The 23067-nt window shown below is 44.2% G+C and carries 21 protein-coding genes; 2 read left to right on the top strand and 19 right to left on the bottom strand.

All coding sequences use genetic code 11. The annotated features are described in order from the left end of the window. Positions 1–83 precede the first annotated feature (83 nt). Positions 84–1826 (bottom strand): adenine deaminase C-terminal domain-containing protein, encoded by a 1743-nt coding sequence (locus NSQ17_RS03425; protein WP_058336462.1) that lies wholly within the window; start codon positions 1824–1826, stop codon positions 84–86. Positions 1827–1951: 125 nt separating this feature from the next. Between NSQ17_RS03425 and NSQ17_RS03420 the strand changes: the two genes are divergently transcribed. Next, the gene (locus NSQ17_RS03420; RefSeq protein WP_008344274.1) at positions 1952–2173 is read left to right on the top strand and encodes a DUF2892 domain-containing protein; all 222 of its coding nucleotides are present in this window, start codon (positions 1952–1954) and stop codon (positions 2171–2173) included. A 195-nt stretch (positions 2174–2368) separates the two neighbouring features. Here NSQ17_RS03420 and NSQ17_RS03415 read toward each other — a convergent pair whose 3' ends face one another. From NSQ17_RS03415 to NSQ17_RS03400, 4 genes are read right to left on the bottom strand one after another with little or no spacing between them, the layout of a single operon-like run. After that, positions 2369–3634: a peptidase gene (locus NSQ17_RS03415; protein WP_138278183.1), complete on the bottom strand. Its 1266-nt coding sequence runs from the start codon at positions 3632–3634 to the stop codon at positions 2369–2371. Between the two features lie 14 nt (positions 3635–3648). Beyond that, positions 3649–4314 carry a 3-oxoacid CoA-transferase subunit B gene (locus NSQ17_RS03410; protein ID WP_342467852.1) on the bottom strand — a complete coding sequence of 222 codons (666 nt, stop codon included), beginning with the start codon at positions 4312–4314 and terminating at the stop codon, positions 3649–3651. Continuing rightward, positions 4290–4976: a CoA transferase subunit A gene (locus NSQ17_RS03405; protein ID WP_056408197.1), complete on the bottom strand. Its 687-nt coding sequence runs from the start codon at positions 4974–4976 to the stop codon at positions 4290–4292. The genes NSQ17_RS03410 and NSQ17_RS03405 overlap by 25 nt, the downstream gene beginning before the upstream one ends. Before the next feature lie 12 nt (positions 4977–4988). Continuing rightward, on the bottom strand, positions 4989–6353 hold the full coding sequence (locus NSQ17_RS03400; RefSeq protein ID WP_342467851.1) for an aspartate aminotransferase family protein: 1365 nt from the start codon (positions 6351–6353) through the stop codon (positions 4989–4991). Positions 6354–6544: 191 nt separating this feature from the next. On the opposite strand from NSQ17_RS03400, the gene NSQ17_RS03395 reads away from it, so the two are divergent. Continuing rightward, positions 6545–8203, top strand: a complete 1659-nt coding sequence (locus NSQ17_RS03395; protein WP_144667843.1) for a PucR family transcriptional regulator — start codon at positions 6545–6547, stop codon at positions 8201–8203. On the opposite strand, the gene ablB is transcribed toward NSQ17_RS03395, so the two are convergent. The 14 genes from ablB to purE all read right to left on the bottom strand — a co-directional run bounded on the left by ablB (position 8198) and on the right by purE (position 23011). Continuing rightward, complete coding sequence (gene ablB, locus NSQ17_RS03390; RefSeq protein ID WP_138278180.1) at positions 8198–9043, bottom strand: putative beta-lysine N-acetyltransferase; 846 nt, start codon at positions 9041–9043, stop codon at positions 8198–8200. The genes NSQ17_RS03395 and ablB overlap by 6 nt on opposite strands. Positions 9044–9415: 372 nt before the next feature. Then, positions 9416–10057, bottom strand: coding sequence for a hypothetical protein (locus tag NSQ17_RS03385; RefSeq protein WP_342467850.1), 642 nt, complete (start codon positions 10055–10057; stop codon positions 9416–9418). 151 nt (positions 10058–10208) lie between these two features. Continuing rightward, the gene (gene purD, locus NSQ17_RS03380; RefSeq protein ID WP_342467849.1) at positions 10209–11483 is read right to left on the bottom strand and encodes a phosphoribosylamine--glycine ligase; all 1275 of its coding nucleotides are present in this window, start codon (positions 11481–11483) and stop codon (positions 10209–10211) included. Positions 11484–11495: 12 nt separating this feature from the next. Further along, positions 11496–13034 carry a bifunctional phosphoribosylaminoimidazolecarboxamide formyltransferase/IMP cyclohydrolase gene (gene purH, locus NSQ17_RS03375; RefSeq protein ID WP_243824955.1) on the bottom strand — a complete coding sequence of 513 codons (1539 nt, stop codon included), beginning with the start codon at positions 13032–13034 and terminating at the stop codon, positions 11496–11498. A gap of 15 nt (positions 13035–13049) precedes the next feature. Then, positions 13050–13619, bottom strand: a complete 570-nt coding sequence (purN, locus tag NSQ17_RS03370) for a phosphoribosylglycinamide formyltransferase (protein ID WP_008344288.1) — start codon at positions 13617–13619, stop codon at positions 13050–13052. Continuing rightward, positions 13616–14656 carry a phosphoribosylformylglycinamidine cyclo-ligase gene (gene purM, locus NSQ17_RS03365; RefSeq protein ID WP_019743757.1) on the bottom strand — a complete coding sequence of 347 codons (1041 nt, stop codon included), beginning with the start codon at positions 14654–14656 and terminating at the stop codon, positions 13616–13618. Before purM ends, purN begins: the two co-directional genes overlap by 4 nt. 96 nt (positions 14657–14752) lie before the next feature. After that, positions 14753–16183: an amidophosphoribosyltransferase gene (gene purF, locus NSQ17_RS03360; RefSeq protein ID WP_017359819.1), complete on the bottom strand. Its 1431-nt coding sequence runs from the start codon at positions 16181–16183 to the stop codon at positions 14753–14755. Continuing rightward, complete coding sequence (purL, locus tag NSQ17_RS03355) at positions 16159–18390, bottom strand: phosphoribosylformylglycinamidine synthase subunit PurL (protein WP_008344291.1); 2232 nt, start codon at positions 18388–18390, stop codon at positions 16159–16161. Before purL ends, purF begins: the two co-directional genes overlap by 25 nt. Beyond that, complete coding sequence (gene purQ / locus NSQ17_RS03350) at positions 18374–19057, bottom strand: phosphoribosylformylglycinamidine synthase subunit PurQ (protein WP_008344292.1); 684 nt, start codon at positions 19055–19057, stop codon at positions 18374–18376. Before purQ ends, purL begins: the two co-directional genes overlap by 17 nt. Beyond that, positions 19054–19308 carry a phosphoribosylformylglycinamidine synthase subunit PurS gene (gene purS, locus NSQ17_RS03345; protein ID WP_008344293.1) on the bottom strand — a complete coding sequence of 85 codons (255 nt, stop codon included), beginning with the start codon at positions 19306–19308 and terminating at the stop codon, positions 19054–19056. Before purS ends, purQ begins: the two co-directional genes overlap by 4 nt. Next, entirely contained in the window at positions 19301–20023 is a 723-nt protein-coding gene (purC, locus tag NSQ17_RS03340) for a phosphoribosylaminoimidazolesuccinocarboxamide synthase (protein WP_007496901.1), read from the bottom strand. Before purC ends, purS begins: the two co-directional genes overlap by 8 nt. 72 nt (positions 20024–20095) lie before the next feature. Then, the gene (gene purB / locus NSQ17_RS03335) at positions 20096–21391 is read right to left on the bottom strand and encodes an adenylosuccinate lyase (protein ID WP_008344295.1); all 1296 of its coding nucleotides are present in this window, start codon (positions 21389–21391) and stop codon (positions 20096–20098) included. Beyond that, complete coding sequence (gene purK / locus NSQ17_RS03330; RefSeq protein ID WP_025206860.1) at positions 21388–22530, bottom strand: 5-(carboxyamino)imidazole ribonucleotide synthase; 1143 nt, start codon at positions 22528–22530, stop codon at positions 21388–21390. The genes purB and purK overlap by 4 nt, the downstream gene beginning before the upstream one ends. Continuing rightward, positions 22523–23011 (bottom strand): 5-(carboxyamino)imidazole ribonucleotide mutase, encoded by a 489-nt coding sequence (gene purE, locus NSQ17_RS03325; protein WP_017359824.1) that lies wholly within the window; start codon positions 23009–23011, stop codon positions 22523–22525. The genes purK and purE overlap by 8 nt, the downstream gene beginning before the upstream one ends. Positions 23012–23067: the final 56 nt, after the last annotated feature.

The following is a 23067-nucleotide window of genomic DNA, read 5'->3' as shown; positions in this document are numbered from 1 at the left end:
GCGAAGAGATCTTTTGCTTACTCCTGCCCTATAACAGCGGTCAGAAATCTAGCAAATATGATACAGCTCCACTCTGTTATATTTTAACGCATTATAGACGGAAAGAGTACAGTTTTTTTCATGACATCAAATATTCCTCTTGGTGTCACTCGAATATACGGCAAGTGTGTGCTTTGGAAAAAGACAAGTGTATCAATCGGGCAGTCAAATGGATACCCTCGCTCAATGAGTAGCTTGCGTAACGTTTGCTCCTGCTGAAGAACCGTTTCAAACGGTTCAGCTGATGCACAGCCTGATAATTGCAGCGGGATTTCATGCAAAATCTTTCCGTTTTCTGTGAGCACAATTCCACCGCCAATTTCTTTCATTCGCTTATGAGCGAGCATCATATCATCTTTATTTTTCCCAATCACTAAAATGTCACCAGTGGTTGAAAATGAGCTGACAAACCCTTGCACCTTGTTTGCAAATCCTTTTAACATTGTGTTCACGCGCCACTCGCCTTTTCGATCAATCAGGCTGAAGAAGCTTTGATCATGGTCACAGGACAGCTGATTGACAGAGTTATCAATCTCCACTGTATAAGGCTCCATGATGACAGCATTGCGCATTTTGACACCAAGAGGCATTGAGAATTGCAAGTCACTCATTGTCAGGTCATAGCTTAAATCTAATGGTTCAAGCCCACCATTTTCCCATTTTGTCTCTTGGAATTGATGCTGGTTCTCCCCCTCTAATTTCAGGATTACCCCTTTAGAAATCACCGTTTCTGGATTTGGATTCATCGGATCATCTAAAATATTCAAAGAAGCCAATCGGCCAGGACCGACCACGCCTAATAAGTCATCAATTTGATAGTATTTCGCAATGTTAAAAGTCGCCATATTGTACGCATCAATAGTAGGCACGCCTTCTTCAAGGGCAATGGAAATGAGACGATTGATCATGCCTTCTTCATAAAAGTGAGGCGCTGATCCATCTGTTGTATAGAAAAAGTGATCGTAGTGCCTAAAGTCACGCTCATGCAATTCCCTTAAAATGTTCACTAAATCTGGGCGGATGGAAGAATGACGCAAGGACACATGATAACCTAGAGACAAGCGTTTGAGCACATCGTCTGCATTCATTGCTTCATGATCACTGTCCGCTCCAAACAGCTTCATTTTTGTTAGCGTTTTCTCAGAAGCCCCAGGGAAATGCCCTTCAATTCGTTTTCTCTGCTTCTTCGTTTCTTGCATGCAATATAAAATGAGATCATCACCGTCCATTAATCTTGGCCAGCTCGTTAATTCGCCGCCTTGAAGGACGTCGGGATGATCAATCCATTCTTTCCGATAGTTAATAGGAAGCATCTCATCTTCATACCTGACCTCGGTTTGAAGATCGTATCTGGACCACCAGAAGTACTGAAATGGCTGCTTTTTTAATTCACACAGAGTGGAAAGCGCTTTCTTTTCGTTGCTTTGCAAAAGAAGAAATAAGTTATCGCTGACCATCGTTGTTGTGCCAAATTGAGACACATATTCTGCAAGTGATTGGGGATTATAAATATGGAACGGATGCGCGTGAGGTTCAATATACCCCGGCACAATGTATTTACCTTCACAATCAATCACACGTTTAGCTGATTTATTTTGAGGAAGCTCTGCTCCGACATAAACAATTCGATCATCATGTATCCAAATATTTGCCTTCACCCATTGCTTCAAAAACGGGTTTAGCACGAGTCCATTCGTTAAAAGGAGTGTTGGAACTATTTTTGAGTCGACTACATCGATTTGTGTGCGGATGTCATTGTTTCTCCAATTAAAAGTACGTTCGGACATTCACATACTCTCCTTCATTTGTATTAGCCCTATCGTAACATAACGAACCACGTTACGCATTAATGAAACGTTACAATTTCTTGAAATCACACTTAAAATAATTTAAAAAAGGAGAATCACTTGCAATGAAACCTAATCTTGGCTTAATGGAAGCGCTCATGAGAATTGCCTGCGGAATGACGATATGTACTGTAGCTGGATCCTTATATGCTCGAAAACCATGGAGTAAAATGCTGCTTTTTGGCATCATGCTCGGCGGATTAAAATTGGGTTCTGGTATTCTTCGTTTTTGTCCAGTGACCTATATGTGTGAACAGCAGAATACACATAAAGAGAAGGCTGAGTAGACAGCCTTCGTCAGATTGTTGACAAAGGGCTAAAATGATTTTTATTTTAGCCCTTTGTCTTCCTTTCAGCGTGACATGAAAACCTTTGAAGTCTAGGAAGGGCGAGCACCGGCGCACAGACCTGACAACGAATGCGAGGGTTTATCTGCACGCTGGAGAAGGCTGAGTAGACAGCCTTCTTTTTTTGTGTGTGAATCATTCCGCTGCTTCGCACCATTTGACCAACGTACCAGCAATGATTTCTGCTGCTTCAATCACATGTTTGATCTCAATGGATTCATTCGGGAAATGGGCAAGCACTGTCGTTCCAGGTCCAAACACAATGATTGGGATATCCGCTGCTTGTGACAGTAATCCGCCGTCTGTCCCCCAAGGGGCGGCTTCCACCTTTGGCGGGTGCTGCATGACCTCTTCATATTGTTCCTTCAATAGACCTAAAAGCGGGTGATCAGAGTCGATTGACCCTGGAAGCCATCTAGCACCAAACCACTCCACCTCCACAGGATGTTCTTGAAACCAAGCATCCTTTTCAGCGAGTCCAGTCATCCAATTTTCTAATTCCTTCTCTGCCTGCTCAACTGTCTCACCTGGCATCACACCAAGCCTGCCTTCCATTGTGACAAGATCTGCGACAGAGGACGGCCAATCACCGCCTTGAATTTTCCCAATGTTGATTGGAATTGGAATCGGGATATGCTGAAACAGCGGCTCCGTCACTCGCTGATTTCTTTCTTTTTCTAGTGCCTCTATATGAGAAAGGACCACCGTGCTCTTTTCAATAGCAGAAACACCGTGATACCTTGTTCCGCCATGAGCTGCCCTTCCTTTAATATGCAGCCTGAACCACTTTGATCCTTGCTGAAGCGGAAAAATGTTCATATGACTTGGCTCTGGAATGATGGCAGCATCCGCTGTGTACCCTTTCAATATTGCTGCAAGTGTGCCTGCTCCGCCGCTTTCCTCTTCGACGACACTATGAAACACCACATCTCCTTTCAGGGGAATCTGAAGCGCATGCAGTGCCTCAAGCGCAAAGAGTAAAGAAACGTTTCCACCTTTCATATCTGTTGCCCCGCGTCCATAAAGTCTCCCGTTTATGATATGCCCGCTGTAAGGCGGATATGTCCATTGATTCTTATCTCCTGCCGGAACCACATCTACGTGCCCGTTTAATAAAATCGATTTGCCACCACCTTTCCCTTTCAATCGTCCAGCAACGTTGGGACTCCCTTGAAAAGATCGGCGTGGGGAATAAAAATAAGGATGCTCTAGTAATTCATCGCCGCCAATTTCCCAAACGTCTACATCAAAGCCAATGGCGGACAGTTTATTGGCCACGATCTGCTGAACCTCTTCTTCATTTCCTTGGGTGCTGTCACATTGCACCATTTGCTGAAGAAGCGTAATGGCTTCATCCTGATGCTCTTTCATCCAGTTTCTGATACGTGTCATTGGCTGCAAGTCGTTCATCCTTTCTACACAACAGATTTGACATCAGGCGCTAAAATTAATGGCGCTTCAGTCGCCCTTATGACATCTTCCGGCTGAAATGGTGGCATGACTTCACGTAAAATCAGCAGCTGAGACTTGACCTCAATGACCGCCATATCCGTAATAATCAAATCGACACACGCTTTAGCGGTTAATGGCAATGTACAAGCCGTTTTCACTTTAGATCGACCGTGTTTATCCAGATGGCTCATCACCACTACCACTTTTTTCGCTTTTTGCGCCAGCTCAATCGCTCCGCCCATACCCGGTACTCTTTTCCCCGGTACAATCCAATTGGCAAGATCCCCTTGGCTGCTTACTTCAAGTGCACCCAAAATCGTCATATCCAGCATGCCTTTTCGGATGATGCCAAAAGCAGTCGTACTGTCCATGTACGAGCCGCACTTTGTCAACGTAATGGGAAAACCACCGGCATTGCACAAATTCGGATCTTCTTCCCCTTGCAGAGGCGAGGCTCCTGCCCCCATAATGCCGTTTTCTGCATGCAGCCACACCTCATAATGTGCTGGAATGTAATCTGCTGCTAGGGTCGGAATGCCGATCCCAAGATTCACAATCATGCCGTCTTCAATTTCTTGTGCTGCTCTTTTAGCAATGCGGTGTCTTAAATCGATGTCTCCCATGCCCATGTCCAGTTCACTCCTTTTGATTGCACGATTTGATTCACAAATACGCCTGGCGTCACGATTTCTTCTGGATCGAGCTGCCCCGCTGCCACAATTTCTTCTGCCTCCGCAATGGTCCAGTCTCCTGCCATCGCCACAATCGGGTTTGTATTCCGTGCGCTTTTATCAAAAATCAGGTTTCCCACTTCATCTGCTTTGTAGGCATTGACGATGGCAATATCCGCTGTGAGCGCAGGCTCTAACATATAATTCTTCCCATTCAGTTGAACCAATTGTTTCTCATCGAGATTCAGGCTATCCATCCCAACATCTGTCACAATGCCCGCCAGCCCCATTCCGCCTGCTCTGATTTTTTCTGCAAGAATGCCCTGCGGATAAAAATGAACGTCTAATGTACCAGCTTGCATTTTCTGTCCGGCAATGGGATTTGAGCCGATATGAGAGGCGATGATTTTTTTCACTCTTCCTTCTGTGATGAGCCGGCCCACACCAATTTGCGGGAAACCTGCATCATTTCCGATCAATGTCAGATCTTGAATATTTGCTTGCAAAATGGCATCAATCAACGATGGTGGTGAACCCACGCCGCCAAATCCGCCAAACATGATGGTCATGCCATCTTTTAATCGCGTCATCACTTCATCCAAACCCACAGTTTTGTTCATGTTCGTTCCTCCTTACATAGCAGATGGGAAAAATCCTCGATTGATCACTTCTTGTTCGACTTGTGTGATGGTCTGCCCGAATAAATCAATGAGTTCATCCATTTCCTGCTGTGTGATGGAAAGCGGCGGTGCGATCATAACCGCTGCGCCTCCGACCCCATTCTCTCCAGCGCTTGCTGGATACACCAGCAGTCCATTTTGTTTTGCCGTTTCAACGACGAGATTGGTTATCTGAGCATGTGCAGGAAATGGCGTTTTAGATAAACAATCTGCGACAAATTCAATGCCAATAAGCAATCCCTTCCCTCTTACATCCCCTATGATGGAATGGGCTACTTGCAGATCTTTTAAAGCATTCATCATGTATCGCCCGGAAAGTTCAGCCCGTTCGGGAAGCTGATGCTTTTTCATATATCGAATGACCGCTAATGAAACAGCTGCTGAAAGCGGATTGGCACTATATGTGTGCCCTGCCATGACAGAGCCGGAGCCGCTGATAATCGGTGCCATCACACGATCCGTTGAGACAACTGCTGCGATTGGAGAATAACCTGCGCTCATGCCCTTTCCGAGAACCATGATATCTGGTACCGTGCCCCAGTGTTCCATCGCAAACATTTTTCCAGTTCGTCCAAAGCCCGTCATGACTTCATCTGCGATCAATAAAATGTCGTTTTCTTCACAGACTCGCTTCATTGCTTCGAAATAACCGTCTGGCGGCAGGAGCGCCGCTCCCGCTGCGCCAACAATCGGTTCAGCAATCAATGCGGCGATCCTCTCTTTTCCTATACGCTGGATGACGGTCTTAAATTCCTGGACATACCACTCGACCTGCTTGCTGTCTTCCTTTGGCAGCCATGACCTGTAACTATAGGGCGGAGACAGCACTGGATGCTTTTCAAGCAGTGGTTCAAAGCGCTCTCTCCTTGCAATATGACCTGACATCGACAGCGCCCCTAATGTAATGCCGTGGTAACTCATCCATCTTGAGATGATATGATTTTTTTCCGTCTTCCCCTGCTCCTGCCAATGCTGAATCGCCATTTTCATAGCAGTCTCCGTTGCCTCTGAACCGCTCCCTACAAAAAAAGACCAGTTCAGATCACCTGGGCAAAGTGTACTCAATTCATACGCTAGTTCTTCCGCTGGTTCATTCGTAAATTGTGACCTGTACGTAAAGCTCACCTTTTTCGCTTGCTCCGTCATCGCATCAATAATCTCTTGTATGCCATGTCCAATACTTGCCGTGACTGCCCCTGATGAGCCATCTATATATTTTTTTCCGTCCCGATCATATAAATAAATCCCCTCTCCTCTCACAGCCACAGGATATTGCTGATTTAACATCGGTTTGATTAAGTAATCCCGGGTCTCCACTTTGTCATTCCTCCCTCTCTTGTCAGCAGCTGCACTTTTCTTTTTACATGAATCGCAAGAAAATTTTGTATACTTGGTATAAGATTAGCTTAATCAAGAGGGCAGTCATCCTCCATTCGCCATATGCCCGAATTTCACATGTGTTTTTTATACATGGTGTATAAGAGTGTTCAAAAGGAGGTCATGAGTCTATGGCGATTCTCGTCAAAGATGCACTCTCGCTCGATATGATGAAAGAAACCAAACTGCTTGCTGGAGAAAATGGACTGGATCGTCTTATCCAGTGGGTGACCATTGTGGAAATTATTGAGGACACGTCTAGACTTTCCGAAGGAGAATTACTTGTTACAACTGGATTTGGGCTGACAGAAAATAAAGAAAGACGCATCCGGCTTGAACAATTGATTCAATCTCATCGTCTTTCAGCCATTGCCATTTATAAAGGCGTGTACTTAACGGAAATTCCCGCATCACTCATTGAAGCCGCCGATAATAGCGGTATTCCGCTCATCGAGATTCCGCCCCATGTCAATTTTTCAGACATCACAAAAGCCGTTCTAGAACAAATCGTCAGCAGTCAGCTCCATCAGCTCAAATATTCTTCTGCGATTCATCAAAGACTGACCCATTTAAATGTGAGCAATAAAAATGTCACGCAAATTACGGATGAACTGGCACATCTCACAGCAGCAAATATCGTCGTACTGGATGTGTTTTTGCACCAAACAGCAGCTCATCTCGAAACAGACGAAGTGACCTATTCTCCTGCTTTTGGCTTTCTAACAGATGACGAACCGATTGAAACCTCTTCTCTGCTCAAGCAGGCAGAGGAAAAAGGCAGGCTCGTCTATGACACATATGGTGCGTTTGTTCTAGCGGCATGCCCTGTGATTGCAATGGGGGATATTTTCGGGTTCATTGTGGCGTTAAAGAAAAAAGAGACGTGGCACCATCTCGATGCCATCGCCATTGAGCATGCCGGTGCGGTGTATGCGATTGAATGGTTGAAACAAAAAGCCATTCAAGATACAGAAAACCAAATGCAGGGGCATTTATTGGATGATATGCTACAACAGCAATACACAGAAGAAAGTTATGTCATCGAACAAGCAAGAAAGCTGCAATATGATATGAGCGAAGAACAAGTCGTCATCTACTTTCAATTTCAGCATCAGCACACACAGCTCGATCATCAAATGGTGCAGCGCCTATCCCAATTGCTCACATCCATTTTTGAACGCAGACAAATTCCTTTTTTATTAAAAGCAAGGCTTGATTCCATTTTCGTTCTGACACCCGCAGGAAAAAACACATATCAAGAAACAAATTGGTATCGTGCATCAGAAGAATGCCGCAGTACTTGGTCTTATTTTTTCCCCGTCCATCCCATTGTGATTGGCATTGGAAGAGCCTACGACCAGATCAGTCTCTTTGCTAAAAGTGCAAAAGAAGCCCAGTATGCAGCAAGGCTTCTTCCTCTTTTGAAAACAGATGACAGCATCATTCATTATCAGAAGCTCGGCCTATATGGGATGCTGCTTGAAATGAACGAAGCCGGAATGAATTTGCATGACTTTTATGTGGAGCTGTTAAGCCCGCTGCTTTATACAAAAAAACAAGGAGCTGACCTCATTCATACACTCGAAGTGTATTTGGCACACAATGAAAATATTCAAAAGTCAGCGGGGGAATTGTTTATTCACCGGCATACGTTAAGCTACCGGTTGAAACAAATTGAAACGAGAACAGGCTGCAGCCTCAAATCCACTGATGATCGGATGAAGCTGCAGCTGAGTATCATGGCGTACCGCCTATCTGGTCTGCTTGATCAGATGAGAACCATTTCATGATTCATTTGGCGTTTTGACCCATAGATTCATATCTTCAATTTTGTCAAAAATATAGCAGTTGTTTTGAAAGCGTCCGGTGTATGTATACCCGAGCTGATAAAATACTTGATTCATTCCATAGGACAGTGCACGGGCGAGAGAATAAAAGACATAAATGTGCATGGATTGAAGCTCTTGTTCGAGGGCTAGAATCAAATGATGCATGAATCCTAGTTTTCTGTATGTGGGAAGGGTTGCACAATCTGTTAATTCTGCATGACCATACAGCACATTGATTTCAGCGGATGCGGCACTTACAAGTTGACCGTCATGTTCAACGGCATAAAAAACCGTCCCTTCCTCCATTACCTTTTGGATGTAATCTGGCTCGTTCATTGGCGTGGGGTACGTTTCAAAGACCGTATCATAGAGCGCTGCCAGCTTGTGCACATCCTCTGGACCAGCTTTCCTCATCACATACTCATCTTGCCACACGCCTTGGTCTTTTTTCATCGGCTTTTCTTGAATAGACGCAACGATTTCATCTTCCTTCAGCCAAAATGGGCTGTTCATTCGATCTTCGGTCAGAAAGAGCGACATGCCGTACGCATCACTTCCGAGGAAATAATGAGAAAACACGCCTTCAAGCCGAAAGCCTTTTGCTAAAAAAAGAGGCATATGCTCGCGCCTTACTTTTACAATAACCTTAGACGCCTTGCAGTCCGCCGCTTCCTGAAGCACGGATTGAATCACATCCTGCACCCTGCCGCTATAGTCATCCAAACGAATTCGCTCATTGAATGGATCCATACAGATCAAAGCAGAAAAACGCTCGTTTGCAAGTTTCTTTAATTGCACCATACACTCATTCCCCTCTTAGCTAATGAAAAACTTCCAAATTAAAAATGAAGAAATAGCAACGCCAGAAAAAATGGATAGGATCATATAACTAATGGCTGAAGCTTTTTTCATTTTATTGTGTTTAATGGCAAATAACATAATATTATTTATGTTTATGAGAAATAAAATGATCATGAATATTGCAAAGAGAATAATTGCCTTAAATTCCATGTTGCCTCCTCGTGAATGGGTCATCCAATAACACTTCTCCATATTCGGGCTTTATCCCTTCTAATCATCAAAAGAAGAAAAAACACCTTTCCATCTCGTCAGATAGAAAGGTGTTTTGATTAAACCAATTTTCTCGAAAATTTCAGAAAATAATTTCTATAATTAACGATGTTTAGTACCACTATTATTCCAATATTTATAATGATTTGAAGATTTAGAAACTGAGAAACTACCAGTTACTGTTACCCCTTTTACTGCTGCAGAACCACTTCCACTTATTGATACATTAGTGGTTCCATTATTATAGAAGTCTCCATTTACATACCACCAAATAGCAGTTGGAGAAGTTATTTTTGCTTTAACTTTACCAGCAAAATGTTTTGAACCAAGGCTAGAATATCTGTCTAAGTCTATATCTTCAATATATTTAAATTGTACAAATGATCCACTCGCATATGTCCAAGCATAAATTTGAACTTTAGGTTGATATAAAAAACCTACATCCTGAACAATTGTCATTTTATGCATACTGTATTTTGTTGCAGCTGTACTAAATTGTTTCTTTGATAAATTTGTAGAAGATTTTTGAACTTCTTTCTTAGAGATACCCCTTGATTTGGATACTTCCTTAACATATTGATCATATGAAATTTTTTCAATTTTGGTATTTCCTGTTTTACCTAAATTATGAACCTTATTAAGATTGATAGAACCAAATTCTTTAGCAGAAGTTGGTGCAGGAATAGCAAAAGCTGAGCTTACTAATACGAGAACTAGAAGAACTGATGACATCACTTTTTTCATTATTATACCTCCCTTTGTAATATATTAAATTTATAACATTAAAATGAAAATAAAAAGGTTTTTTTATACATTTAAAGTAATTTTAAGGTTTATCTGTGAGTTTTATAATATAAAAAAAGACCCACTCACATAGTGAGAGAGTCTAGTATAATCATGTAGTTTTCCCCGCAGCCTTCAGCGCACGGGCGCCAATGTCACGGCGATAAAATAAACCTGGCTGAATGATTTCTTCAACCGCTTCATACACTCTTGATCTTGCCGCTTCAAATGTGTCGTCAAATGCGGTCACATTTGCTACACGGCCGCCATTTGTGACGAATTGATCGTTTTCCTTTTTTGTTCCTGCGTGGAAGGTGACGACATCAGAGACCGTTGTTTGCAAAGCACCGATTGGTGTGCCTTTTGCGTAGTCTTCCGGGTATCCTTCTGATGCAAGAACGACACTGACAGCGGCTGTGTCTTTCCACTGCAAGTCCACATCTTTTCCATCTAGAATGTCTAGGAAGACTTGAACTAGATCTGATTCAAGACGAGGAAGCACTACTTGCGTTTCAGGGTCGCCAAAGCGTGCATTGAACTCAATGACCTTAGAGCCTTCTGGTGTCAGCATTAAGCCCGCATATAAAATGCCTGTAAACGAACGCTCTTCCTGCACCATCGCGAGAGCTGCTGGTTTGACGACGTCTTCCACCGCTTTTTGTACGACTTCATCAGAAATTTGTGGAACCGGTGAATAAGCGCCCATCCCGCCGGTGTTTGGTCCTTTGTCATCTTCAAATGCCCGTTTATGATCCTGTGCGATCACCATCGGATACACCTTTTCTCCATTGACAAAGGCCATCAGAGAAAACTCTTCACCTGTTAAAAATTCTTCAATGACAACCGATGCACTCGCATCGCCAAACTTTTCATCCTCTAAAAAGTCATGTAGGCAGTTGATTGCCTCTTCAAGCGTCATTGCCACTGTCACGCCTTTTCCTGCGGCAAGCCCATCTGCTTTAATGACAATTGGGGCACCCTTTTCTTCCACATATGCCTTCGCTTCTTCAAACGATGTAAAAGTGGCGTAAGCGGCTGTCGGGATCTCATAATTTTTCATTAAGTCTTTTGCAAATTCTTTTGAGCCTTCAATGACTGCGGCTTTTGCATTCGGTCCAAATACCTTTAGACCTGCTTCTTCAAATGCATCGACGACACCTGCAATTAAAGGAACCTCTGGACCGACAATTGTTAAACCGATGTTATTGTCTTTTGCAAAACGAATTAACGCCTCATGATCTCCCTCGTCGATCGGTACAAGCTTTGCTGCGTCTGTCATTCCATCATTGCCGGGTGCGACATATACTTGGCTGACAAGTTCGCTTTGATTCACTTTCCATGCGATGGTATGCTCTCTTCCGCCTCTGCCGATAATTAATACGTTCACACTGTCATCCCCTTAATGTTTGAAATGTCTAACGCCAGTGAAGACCATGGCGATGCCGTATTCATCTGCTTTTTGGATTGATTCTTCATCACGAATGGAACCACCTGGCTGGATGATCGCTGTGACGCCTGCCTTTGCAGCAGCTTCCACTGTATCGCCCATTGGGAAAAATGCATCAGAACCTAGTGCACTGCCTTTTGCTTTTTCACCTGCTTGCTCAATCGCAATGTTAGCCGAGCCAACACGGTTCATTTGACCAGCACCAATACCTGCTGTCATTTGATCCTTCGCTAGAACGATGGCATTTGATTTCACATGCTTGACGACTTTCCAAGCGAGCTTTAAGTCTTTCCATTCGTCTTCAGTCGGCTCTCTTTTCGTTGGGATAGAGATCGTTGCTTCCTCTAAGCCGTATGTGTCGATATCCTGAACGAGCAATCCACCATGAACACTTGTGAGCTGCTTTTCTTTTTTCCCAAGATCTGCTTCTACATCTAATGTTAGTAGACGAAGGTTCTTTTTCGCTGTTAACACGTCAAGTGCTTCTTGGCTAAACGATGGTGCGATGACGATTTCTAAGAAAATCGTATGGAGTACCTCAGCCGTTTGCTTGTCTACTTCACGATTAAGCGCCACAATGCCGCCGAAAATAGATGTTTCATCTGCTTTAAATGCACGATCAAATGCTTCTGCAATCGTTTCCCCTGTCCCAACACCACATGGGTTCATATGCTTTACAGCCACAGCCGCTGGCTCCGTAAATTCACGTACAATTTGAAGTGCTGCATCTGCATCTTTGATGTTGTTGTAGGAAAGTTCTTTTCCATGTAATTGCGTTGCAGTAGCTAAAGAGCCTTTGCATGGAAGCGCATTTTCATAGAACGTCGCCGCTTGGTGCGGGTTTTCTCCATAACGAAGAGATTGCTTTTTCTCAAATGTGACTGTGAACTGTTCTGGCTCTGTTTCGCCAACAAAGTTCGTTAAGTAATCCGCAATCAGGGCATCGTAAGCAGCTGTATGACGGAATACTTTTGCTGCAAGCTCACGTTTTTTCTCTAGTGATACGCCGCCTTCTTTGATTTGTTGAACGACAGAATCATAATCACGCGGGTCTACAATCACCGTGACGTCCTGATGGTTTTTAGACGCAGCACGAAGCATACCCGGTCCGCCAATATCAATGTTTTCAATCGCTTCTTCATACGTGACATCGTCTTTGGAAATGGTCTCTTTGAATGGATATAGATTCACAACGACAAGATCAATCGGCTGAATGCCGTGCTTTTCGATCTGTGCCATATGCTCATCGTTTTCTCTCACTGCTAACAGTCCACCGTGAATGTTCGGATGAAGCGTTTTGAGACGTCCGTCCATGATTTCTGGGAAGCCAGTCACTTCAGAAATACCAATGACATCAATGCCGTTCTCTTGAAGAAGTTTGTGTGTACCACCAGTTGAAATCACTTCAACGCCAAGTTCTGTTAGTTCTTTCACAAAAGGTACAAGATTTGTTTTATCGGAAACACTGATTAATGCGCGTTTGATCGTCATGCCTTTGTCACCTCATTAAGATAATTCTAAAAGTGATTTGATCACTTTTGGATATAGTGTATGTTCTAATTCATGCATTCTTTTTTCAATGGATTCAAGGTCTTCCCCTTGTTCAATATGAATGGCGGCTTGGTCAATAATCGGGCCGGTATCCATGCCTTCGTCGACATAATGAACCGTGATGCCAGCCACTTTGACTCCTGCTTGATAGGCTTGTCCAATCGCATCGAGTCCAGGAAATGCTGGCAGTAAAGAAGGGTGGATATTCACGATTTTCCCTCTAAATGCATCAAGCAATGTCGGGCCGATCAGTCGCATATACCCAGCGAGGAAAATCCATTCCACTTCATGCAGCTTCAGCTGTTCAATGATGGTTTGCTCAAAAGCGGCTTTACTTGGGAAAGCCTTCGGCGTAAAAGAAAAAGACGGAATGCCCTCTTTCTCTGCCCGCTCCAGCACCTTCGCACCCGGTTTATCACAGATCACAATGGCGGCTTTTGCCGGCCACTGTTCTTCTTTTAACGTATCAATAATGGCTTGAAAATTTGTCCCGCTTCCAGAGGCGAAGATCGCAAACTTTTTCATGAGAGGCTTCCACCACCGAAAGTGACGCCTTCTCCTTTTTGAACTCGTCCGATAAGAAAGGCTTTCTCTCCGTCTTGTTCAAGTCCACTGATCACATCGACGAGATCATCCTCTTTGACGGCTAGGACAAAGCCGATGCCCATATTAAATACATTGAACATGTCTTCTGCTTTCAATTGCCCTTTTTCTTGAATAAAGGAGAAAATAGGCGGGACCGGCCATGAGCCATTATCAATCTCCACACCAAGTCCTTCAGGTAGCATACGTGGTAAATTCTCAATAAAGCCGCCGCCTGTCACATGTGCCATACCGTCAACCTTGCCAGCTTTCACTTGTTTAAGAACAGGCTTGACATAAATTTTCGTCGGTTCCAGCAGCTCTTCTCCAAGCGGTCTTGTAAAAGGTTCATACGTTTGGTGAAGGTCTAGACCTGCGTCTTCCAGCAATACTTTTCGTACAAGAGAATAGCCATTGCTATGAATTCCGCTAGAGCTGAGTCCAATCAGCAAATGCCCTTCCTTGATGTTCTCACCTGTGACGATTTCATCCTTTTCAACGACACCTACAGAAAATCCAGCAATATCATATTCTTCTTCTGTGTAAAGACCCGGCATTTCTGCAGTCTCTCCGCCGACAAGCGCTGAACCAGACTGCTCGCATCCGTCAGCTACACCTTTGACGATGGATTCAATTTTCAAAGGATCTGCTTTTCCAACTGCTAAGTAATCTAAGAAAAAGAGCGGCTCTGCCCCTTGTGCAAGTACATCGTTCACACACATAGCAACAGCATCTACACCGATCGTATCGTGTTGATCCATTAAAAATGCCAGCTTTAATTTCGTACCAACACCATCTGTTCCTGAGACAAGAACGGGCTTTTTGTATGGCAGTTCAGATAAATCAAACATACCGCCAAATCCGCCTAGAGCCCCCATGACACCTGCTCTTTTTGTACGTTCTACGTGTGTTTTCATTCGTTTAACGGCTTCGTATCCTGCTTCGATGTCGACACCGGCGTTTTTATATGCTTCTGACATCCCATTCACTCCTTTTATCTGCTTGTCTTCCATGTATTTTCGGCAGAATGAAAGAGCAGCATATCAAATCACGTTGACTGCTGCTCCATTATTCGATTATTTCGTCAGGACTGTTTCCTTCACATGAGGAAGGACAGTATCTTCATAAATTTCGGTCGGGTATTTTCCAGTAAAACATGCTAAACACTGACCACGCTGCGGATCATCATACTTTCTGCCAATCCCGTCCATTAAACCGTCTACAGATAAAAATGCAATGGTGTCTGCACCGATTTCCTGTCTAATTTCTTCCACTGAATGAGATGATGCAATCAGCTCTTCGTGTGTAGACGTATCAATTCCATAAAAACACGGATGAGCGATTGGCGGTGAACTAATGCGTACATGCACTTCCGTCGCTCCCGCTTCTCTTAGCATCGTCACAATCCGGCGGCTTGTGGTTCCGCGTACGATGGAATCATCCACCATGACGACACGTTTGCCTTCGACCACCCCGCGCACAGCAGACAGCTTCATGCGCACGCCCTGCTCACGCAATGCTTGAGACGGCTGAATAAATGTCCGGCCAACATAACGGTTTTTAATTAAACCTAGCTCATATGGAATACCTGTTGCTTCGGCATAGCCAATCGCTGCAGAAATACTGGAGTCTGGCACACCTGTCACGACATCTGCTTCGACATGTGCTTCTTCTGCAAGTTTCTTACCAAGATTCTTTCTCGCACTATGCACGTTGATGCCATTGATATTGCTGTCCGGTCTTGAGAAATAAATGTATTCCATGCTGCACATGCTGCGGTTAATGTTCATCGAGAAGCGCTCAGATTTTAAGCCTTCATCATTAATGATCAGCATTTCGCCAGGCTCTACATCTCGTAAATAGGTAGCACCAACGACATCAAAGGCACATGTTTCAGAAGCGACAACATAAGCATCCCCAAGCATACCAAGTGAAAGTGGACGTAATCCGTTCGGATCAAGCGCTACGATCATTTCTGTTTCCGTCATGATTAGGAAAGCATAAGCTCCTTTTAACATAGACAGAGCATTTTTGATTTGATCCTTCAAATCCATATATCCGCTACGCTTAATTAAGTGAGCGAGCACTTCGGTATCAGAAGACGTTTGAAAAATACTTCCTTGGTTCTCTAGCTGCTGTTTTAATTGCGTTGCATTGACCAAGTTTCCATTATGAGCAAGGGCAAGACTGCCATTGTTTTGCGAGCGGAAGAAGAGGGGCTGCACATTCTCAAAGCCGCCTCCGCCTGCTGTCGCATACCGAACGTGTCCGATCGCACCTTTTCCCTTTAAATCCTTAAGCTCACCATTTTGGAACACTTCCGTAATCAGTCCAAGGCCTTTGTGTGACGTCAAGTTTTCACCGTCTGTTGCAATAATTCCCGCACCTTCTTGTCCTCGGTGCTGAAGGCTATGCAATCCGTAATATGTGATTTGCGGGGCTTCTTCGTGTCCCCAAACCCCAAAGACGCCACATTCTTCGTTTAAGCCTCTGATTTCAGCAAGCATGGGATCGCTCCTTTCCATGCGCGTTCAAGCTCGTTGACTGCCGCATGAATCCATTGTTGTCCTTCTTGATTTTTGACAGTGAATACACCATCATTTGTGACCGTTCCGACTTCTTTTGCATCTTGCACAGCCGCAGCAAACGCTTCGCGATTTTCTGGTTTCACTGTGACGACAAAACGTGACTGTGATTCACTGAATAGTGATGCTGCGCTGTTTAGATCGATCTGGATATCAGCGCCAAGACCATCTGTTCCAAATGTACTTTCAGCTAGTGCTACACCAAGACCGCCTTCAGAGACATCATGTGCTGACTGAACAAGTCCGTTTTGAATCGCTGCTAATAGGGCTTCTTGACGCGCCAGTTCTACATCCAAATCAATTTCTGGTGCTTTTCCGTAGATACGGCCTTCTGTCATTTTTTGAAGCTCACTGCCTGCAAATTCTTCCTTCGTTTCACCAATGACGAAAATCACATCGCCTGCCTGTTGGAACGATTGAGTCGTAATATGAGCTGTATCTTCAATCAAACCAACCATGCCAATAACTGGCGTTGGGTAAATGGCTGTTCCATTTGACTCGTTATATAAAGAGACGTTACCGCCGATGACCGGTGTGCTTAATGTACGGCAAGCTTCGCTAATGCCGTCAGCAGACTTTTCAATCTGCCAGAAGATTTCTGGTTTCTCCGGGTTACCGAAGTTCAAGTTATCTGTTACTGCAAGCGGACGAGCGCCTGAGCAGACAATGTTACGTGCGGCTTCTGCAACTGCGATCTTACCGCCAACCTCTGGATCAAGGTAGAGATAACGTGCGTTACAATCTGTTGTCATCGCAAGAGCTTTTTTCGTCCCACGGATTCTGAGCACGCCCGCATCAGAGCCAGGTGCAACGACTGTGTTTGTACGAACCATATAGTCGTATTGATCGTAAACCCATTCTTTACTCGCAATCGTTGGCTGTTTTAACAGCTGTTTCAACGTATCTGCTGCATCTGTGATCGCTGGAGCTTCCACTTTTGTTTCTAAAAACTCGCGATAGTATGCAGGCTCACTTGACGGCTTGTGATAAACCGGTGCTTCTTCTGCAAGTGCATCAACTGGAAGCTCACACACTACTTCTCCTTGATGGAGTAAACGAAGCATTTTATCATCTGTCACATGACCGACTGAGACTGCTTCAAGATCGTATTTTTCAAAAATATCAATGATTTCTTGCTCACGGCCTTTTTCAATGACCAACAGCATTCTCTCTTGGGATTCAGACAGCATCATTTCATACGCTGACATGCCGGTTTCACGCTGAGGGATCAGGTCTAAGTTCATTTCGATACCTGAACCGGCTTTACTTGCCATCTCTGCACTTGAGCTAGTTAAGCCAGCCGCTCCCATATCTTGAATGCCCACAAGCGCATCATTTTTGATGACTTCAAGGCATGCTTCAAGCAAAAGCTTTTCCATGAACGGATCGCCGACTTGAACCGCTGAACGTTTTTCTTCTGATTCATCAGAAAATTCTTCAGACGCAAATGTTGCACCGTGAATCCCGTCACGTCCCGTTTTAGCACCAACGTACATGACCGTATTGCCAACACCTTTTGCCTGCCCTTTCTTGATGTCTTCATGGTTGATTAACCCTACACACATCGCGTTAACGAGCGGGTTGCCTTCATAGCTTTGATCAAAATGAACTTCTCCGCCGACTGTTGGAATACCGATACAGTTTCCATAGCCTGCAATCCCTGCCACTACTTCTTCAAACAAGTACTTCACGCGCGGTGAAGTCAGTTCACCAAAACGAAGAGAGTTTAATACCGCAATTGGACGAGCCCCCATGGAGAATACATCACGGATGATTCCGCCGACACCTGTTGCCGCTCCTTGATACGGTTCAATTGCAGATGGATGGTTATGTGATTCGATTTTAAATACAACCGCTTGGTTGTCTCCAATATCAACGATTCCAGCGCCTTCCCCAGGACCTTGAAGAACATGCTCTCCTTTTGTCGGGAATTTGCTTAAAACAGGCTTTGAGTTTTTATAACTGCAATGCTCTGACCACATGACAGAAAAGATGCCCGTTTCTGTGTAGTTTGGCAGCCTGCCAATAATGGATTCGATTAAAGCGAATTCTTCATCACTCAATCCCATTTGCTGATACAATTTCTCTTCTTTAATTTGCTTGTGACTTGGTTCAAGCAGTAGTGACATGAGTGTCCCTCCAATTTTTCACGATAGATTGAAACAATTTAAGTCCGTCTGCGCTGCCTAGTAATGAGTCAACCGCGCGCTCAGGGTGCGGCATCATGCCGAGTACATTGCCCTGTTCATTCGTTACACCTGCAATTCGATTGACACTGCCGTTAATATCGTCACCGTAAGTGAAAGCGATTTGGCCTCGTTCAATCAGCTTCGCTAACGTGTCTTCGTCACAGTAGAAGTTACCTTCACCGTGTGCTACAGGAATCGTAATCGATTCACCTTTTTGATAGCCGCTTGTAAATTGCGTTTCGTTGTTCTCTACAATGAGTTCAACTGGACGACAGATAAATTTCAGATCTTTATTCCGTCTCATTGCGCCTGGCAGAATGCCAAGCTCCTGAAGAATTTGGAACCCGTTACAAACACCAAGAACAGGTTTTCCTTCCGCAGCTGCTTTTTTCACAGCCGGCATGATGTTAGAAAAACGAGCAATCGCACCGCATCTTAAGTAATCCCCATAAGAGAAACCGCCTGGTACGAGTACACCGTCAAAACCATCAAGACTCGTTTCGTCGTGCCATACATATTCAACTTGTTCACCTAACTCATCTTGAATCGCATGGTACATATCGATATCACAGTTAGAGCCAGGCAAGACGATCACTGCAAACTTCACTGTGCGACAACCTCCTCCACCTCATAGCGGTAATCTTCAATCACCGTATTGGCAAGCAATTTTTCACACATTTCTTTGACCACTGTATCTAAGTCACGTTCTGATTTCTCAATGACTAGCTCCATATATTTCCCGATACGGACATCCTTTACTTCCTGATAAGACATGCTATGCAAAGCGTGCTGCACGGCACTTCCTTGTGGATCAAGAACGCTCTCTTTTAAGCTGACAAAAATTTTCACTTTATACATGTTTATGGCCTCCAAGTCTTTTGAAAATTTCTTCGTATGCATTTGTTAAGCCGCCCAGGTTTCGTCTGAACACGTCTTTATCAAGCTTTTCGTTTGTGTCTTTGTCCCAAAGCCTGCACGTATCAGGTGAAATCTCATCAGCTAGCAAAATACGATTCTCGTGATCTATTCCGAATTCAAGCTTGAAATCAATTAAATTCACATGGCAATCTGAGAAGATTTGCTTCAATTCTTCATTCACTTGTCTTGTGATTTGTTTCATTTCCTCGACCTGCTCAGGTGTCGCTGCATGTAAAATGCGAATATGATCTTCTGTAATGAGTGGATCGCCGAGTGCATCATCTTTGTAGTAAAACTCGATCAAAGGTGTGTCCAGTTTCGTTCCCTCTGGAATCCCAAGACGTTTTGACATACTGCCTGCCACCACGTTTCGCACAACGACTTCAAGCGGTACGATGTCTACCTTTTGAATGAGCTGTTCTGTTTCAGATAGGCGTTTCACAAAGTGATTGTTGATCCCTTTCTCATGTAGCATTTGAAAAATCAAGCTAGAAATTTCGTTATTCAGTCTGCCTTTTCCTTCAATTTCCGCTTTCTTTTCACCGTTAAATGCTGTAGCTGAGTCTTTATATTCGACATATAAAATATGCTCGTCATCGGTCTGATAGATTCTTTTCGCTTTGCCTTCGTAGAGAAGTTCTTGTTTCACAGTCATTCAGATTGGCCTCCTAATTTGAATGTTGGCAATTTTCAGGATTAGGCGCCTGACTAGCAGGCGGCCCATTTCTTACGCAAGACCTAGACGTTCGAAAATCATATCGACATTTTTCAAGTGATAGTTGTAATCGAAGCAGTCAGCGATTTGTTCAGGTGTTAAGCGTGAAGTGATTTTCTCTTCTGCTTCTACTAATGAACGGAATGGTACTTGTTTCTCCCAAGCTTCCATCGCCTTTGGCTGAACCGTGTCATATGCTTCTTCACGTGCCATGCCTGTATCAATAAGTGCAAGAAGAACACGCTGAGAGTAGATCAAGCCAAGTGTGCGGTCCATGTTGCGTTTCATATTCTCAGGGAACACCGTCAAGTTCTTCACAATGTTAGAGAAACGGTTCAGCATATAGTTCAGTGCAATCGTTGCATCTGGTAAAATGATGCGTTCAGCAGATGAATGAGAAATATCACGCTCATGCCATAGCGGTACATTTTCATAAGCAGTCAGCATATAACCACGGATCACGCGGGCAATCCCCGTCATATTTTCAGAACCGATCGGGTTTCGTTTATGAGGCATCGCGGATGATCCTTTTTGTCCTTTTGCAAAGAACTCTTCTACTTCACGTGTTTCACTCTTTTGAAGACCACGAATTTCAACAGCAAATTTTTCAATGCTTGTTGCCACTAAAGCAAGGGTTGCCATGTAATCGGCATGACGGTCACGCTGCAAGGTTTGGGTTGAAATTGGTGCAGCTTTGATGCCAAGTTTCTCACATACATATTGCTCAACAAACGGGTCGATGTTCGCATATGTGCCAACAGCACCAGAGATTTTGCCGTATTCGATGCCGGCTTTTGCTTGTTTAAAACGTTCTAAGTTACGCTTCATTTCCTCGTACCAAAGAGCAAGCTTCAAGCCAAATGTTGTCGGTTCAGCGTGTACACCGTGCGTACGGCCCATCATGACTGTATATTTGTGCTCTTTTGCTTTTTCTTTTAGTATGTCAACAAATCTCTCAATGTCCTTGAGCAAAATATCGTTCGCCTGTTTTAATAGATATGAAAGCGCCGTATCCACTACGTCTGTAGATGTTAACCCGTAATGAACCCACTTTCTTTCTTCTCCTAGAGATTCAGATACAGCACGCGTAAAGGCAACCACGTCGTGGCGCGTGTCTTGTTCAATCTCCAAAATACGTCCAATATCAAAGCTTGCATTCTTGCGCATTGTCACAACGTCTTCTTTCGGAATGATGCCAAGTTCTGCCCAAGCTTCACAAGCGAGAATTTCTACTTCAAGCCATGCATTAAATTTGTTTTCCTCTGTCCAGATTGCTGACATTTCTGGTCGTGCGTAACGTTCGATCATTTCCCGTTTCCTCCATCTCTTTCAGTCCATATCTTTGTGATGTTTGCCATCCATTCATCATCAAGCTGTTTCATAAATGTCATATGCCCCATTTTGCGGCCGGCTTTTACTTCATGTTTGCCATATAGATAAAGCTTCGCTTCCTTTAAAAGCTCAGGATGTTCTTTTGGGATGTCCACTTCATCGCCCAGCAAATTCACCATCATACCCTCTGATAAAAGAGCTGTTCCGCCAAGCGGCAAACCGCATATGGCGCGAATGTGCTGTTCAAACTGACTCGTCTCACATAAATCCAATGTGTAATGTCCAGAGTTATGCGGGCGCGGTGCCAGTTCATTGACGAGCAGCTTCCCTTCATTTGTCAGGAACAGTTCAACAGCAAGCGTACCGACCAGCCCTAGCTTTTCAGCAAGCGTTGTTGCCAGCTCTTTTGCTTTCTCCTGAATGCTGCCATCTACCCGAGCAGGCACGATGCTTTGGAATAAAATATTGTGCTTATGAATGTTCTCAGCGACTGGGAATGTCGCAATTTCCCCATGAACAGACCGCGTCACAATCACGGACAGTTCCATTTGGAAAGGAACCCAGCTTTCTAAAATGCACGTTCCATGCGTGAGAAGTGCAGCCGCTTCATGAAGCTGATCCTTCTCTTTGATAACGTACTGTCCTTTACCGTCGTAACCGCCTCTGCATGTTTTCAGCACAGCTGGCAAACCAAGCGCATTTACTGCATCTTTCAGCTCCTTCTCATCATGAACGATGCGATAAGGGGCGACTTCACAGCCTGCATCTACAATCCCTTTTTTCTCCGTTTCACGGTTTTGGGTTAAAAGAAGGAGTTCGCTTCCTTGCGGTAAATACGCCTCTTCCTTCAGCTGATTGAGTGCATCATAATCAATATTTTCAAATTCATATGTGACCACATCGCTGATGTCCGCCAGCTGTCTGATCGCTTCAAGGTCACTGTATGCGGCTGTAATTTCTGTATCAGCAACCTGTCCACAAGGAGAAAGTGTGACTGGGTCAAGGACTGCTGCCCGGTAGCCCATTTGCTTTGCACTGACGGCCATGTATCTGCCAAGCTGTCCGCCGCCGATGATACCAATGGTTGCGTTTGGAAAAATGGTCTGCTTAGCCAAGCTGATCACTGCTTTCTAATACAGTTTGTTTTGTTTGCTCTCTTCTTTCTTCAAGGCGTGCTGCAACGGCTTCATCGAATGCTGAAATCATTTGTGCAGCTAAAAGGCCTGCATTTGTTGCACCGGCTTTGCCAATTGCCACTGTGGCAACAGGTACACCGCCTGGCATTTGAACGATGGATAATAAGGAATCCAGCCCGTTTAATGCTTTTGATTGTACGGGCACACCAATGACCGGCAGTGTCGTTTTTGCTGCGACCATCCCCGGTAAATGTGCTGCGCCTCCAGCACCGGCAATAATGACCTTGAGTCCTTTACCTCTTGCTTCAGTCGCATATTCAAACATCAAATCAGGTGTCCGATGTGCGGATACAACCTGTTTTTCATACGGAATGTTTAATTCCTCTAAGATATCGCACGCATGTTTCATTGTTTCCCAATCAGATGTACTTCCCATGATGACACCTACAAGCGGCTTCATTTTGTCCCCACCTTTAAGCTATTATTCGATTTTGTATCGTTTGACACGCTTCCCAA

This window comes from Bacillus sp. FSL W8-0629, assembly GCF_038593225.1.
GTDB lineage: Bacteria > Bacillota > Bacilli > Bacillales > Bacillaceae > Bacillus > Bacillus altitudinis.
The sequence above is the reverse complement of the archived record's forward strand: the minus strand, read 5'-3'. Positions and strand labels throughout refer to the sequence as shown.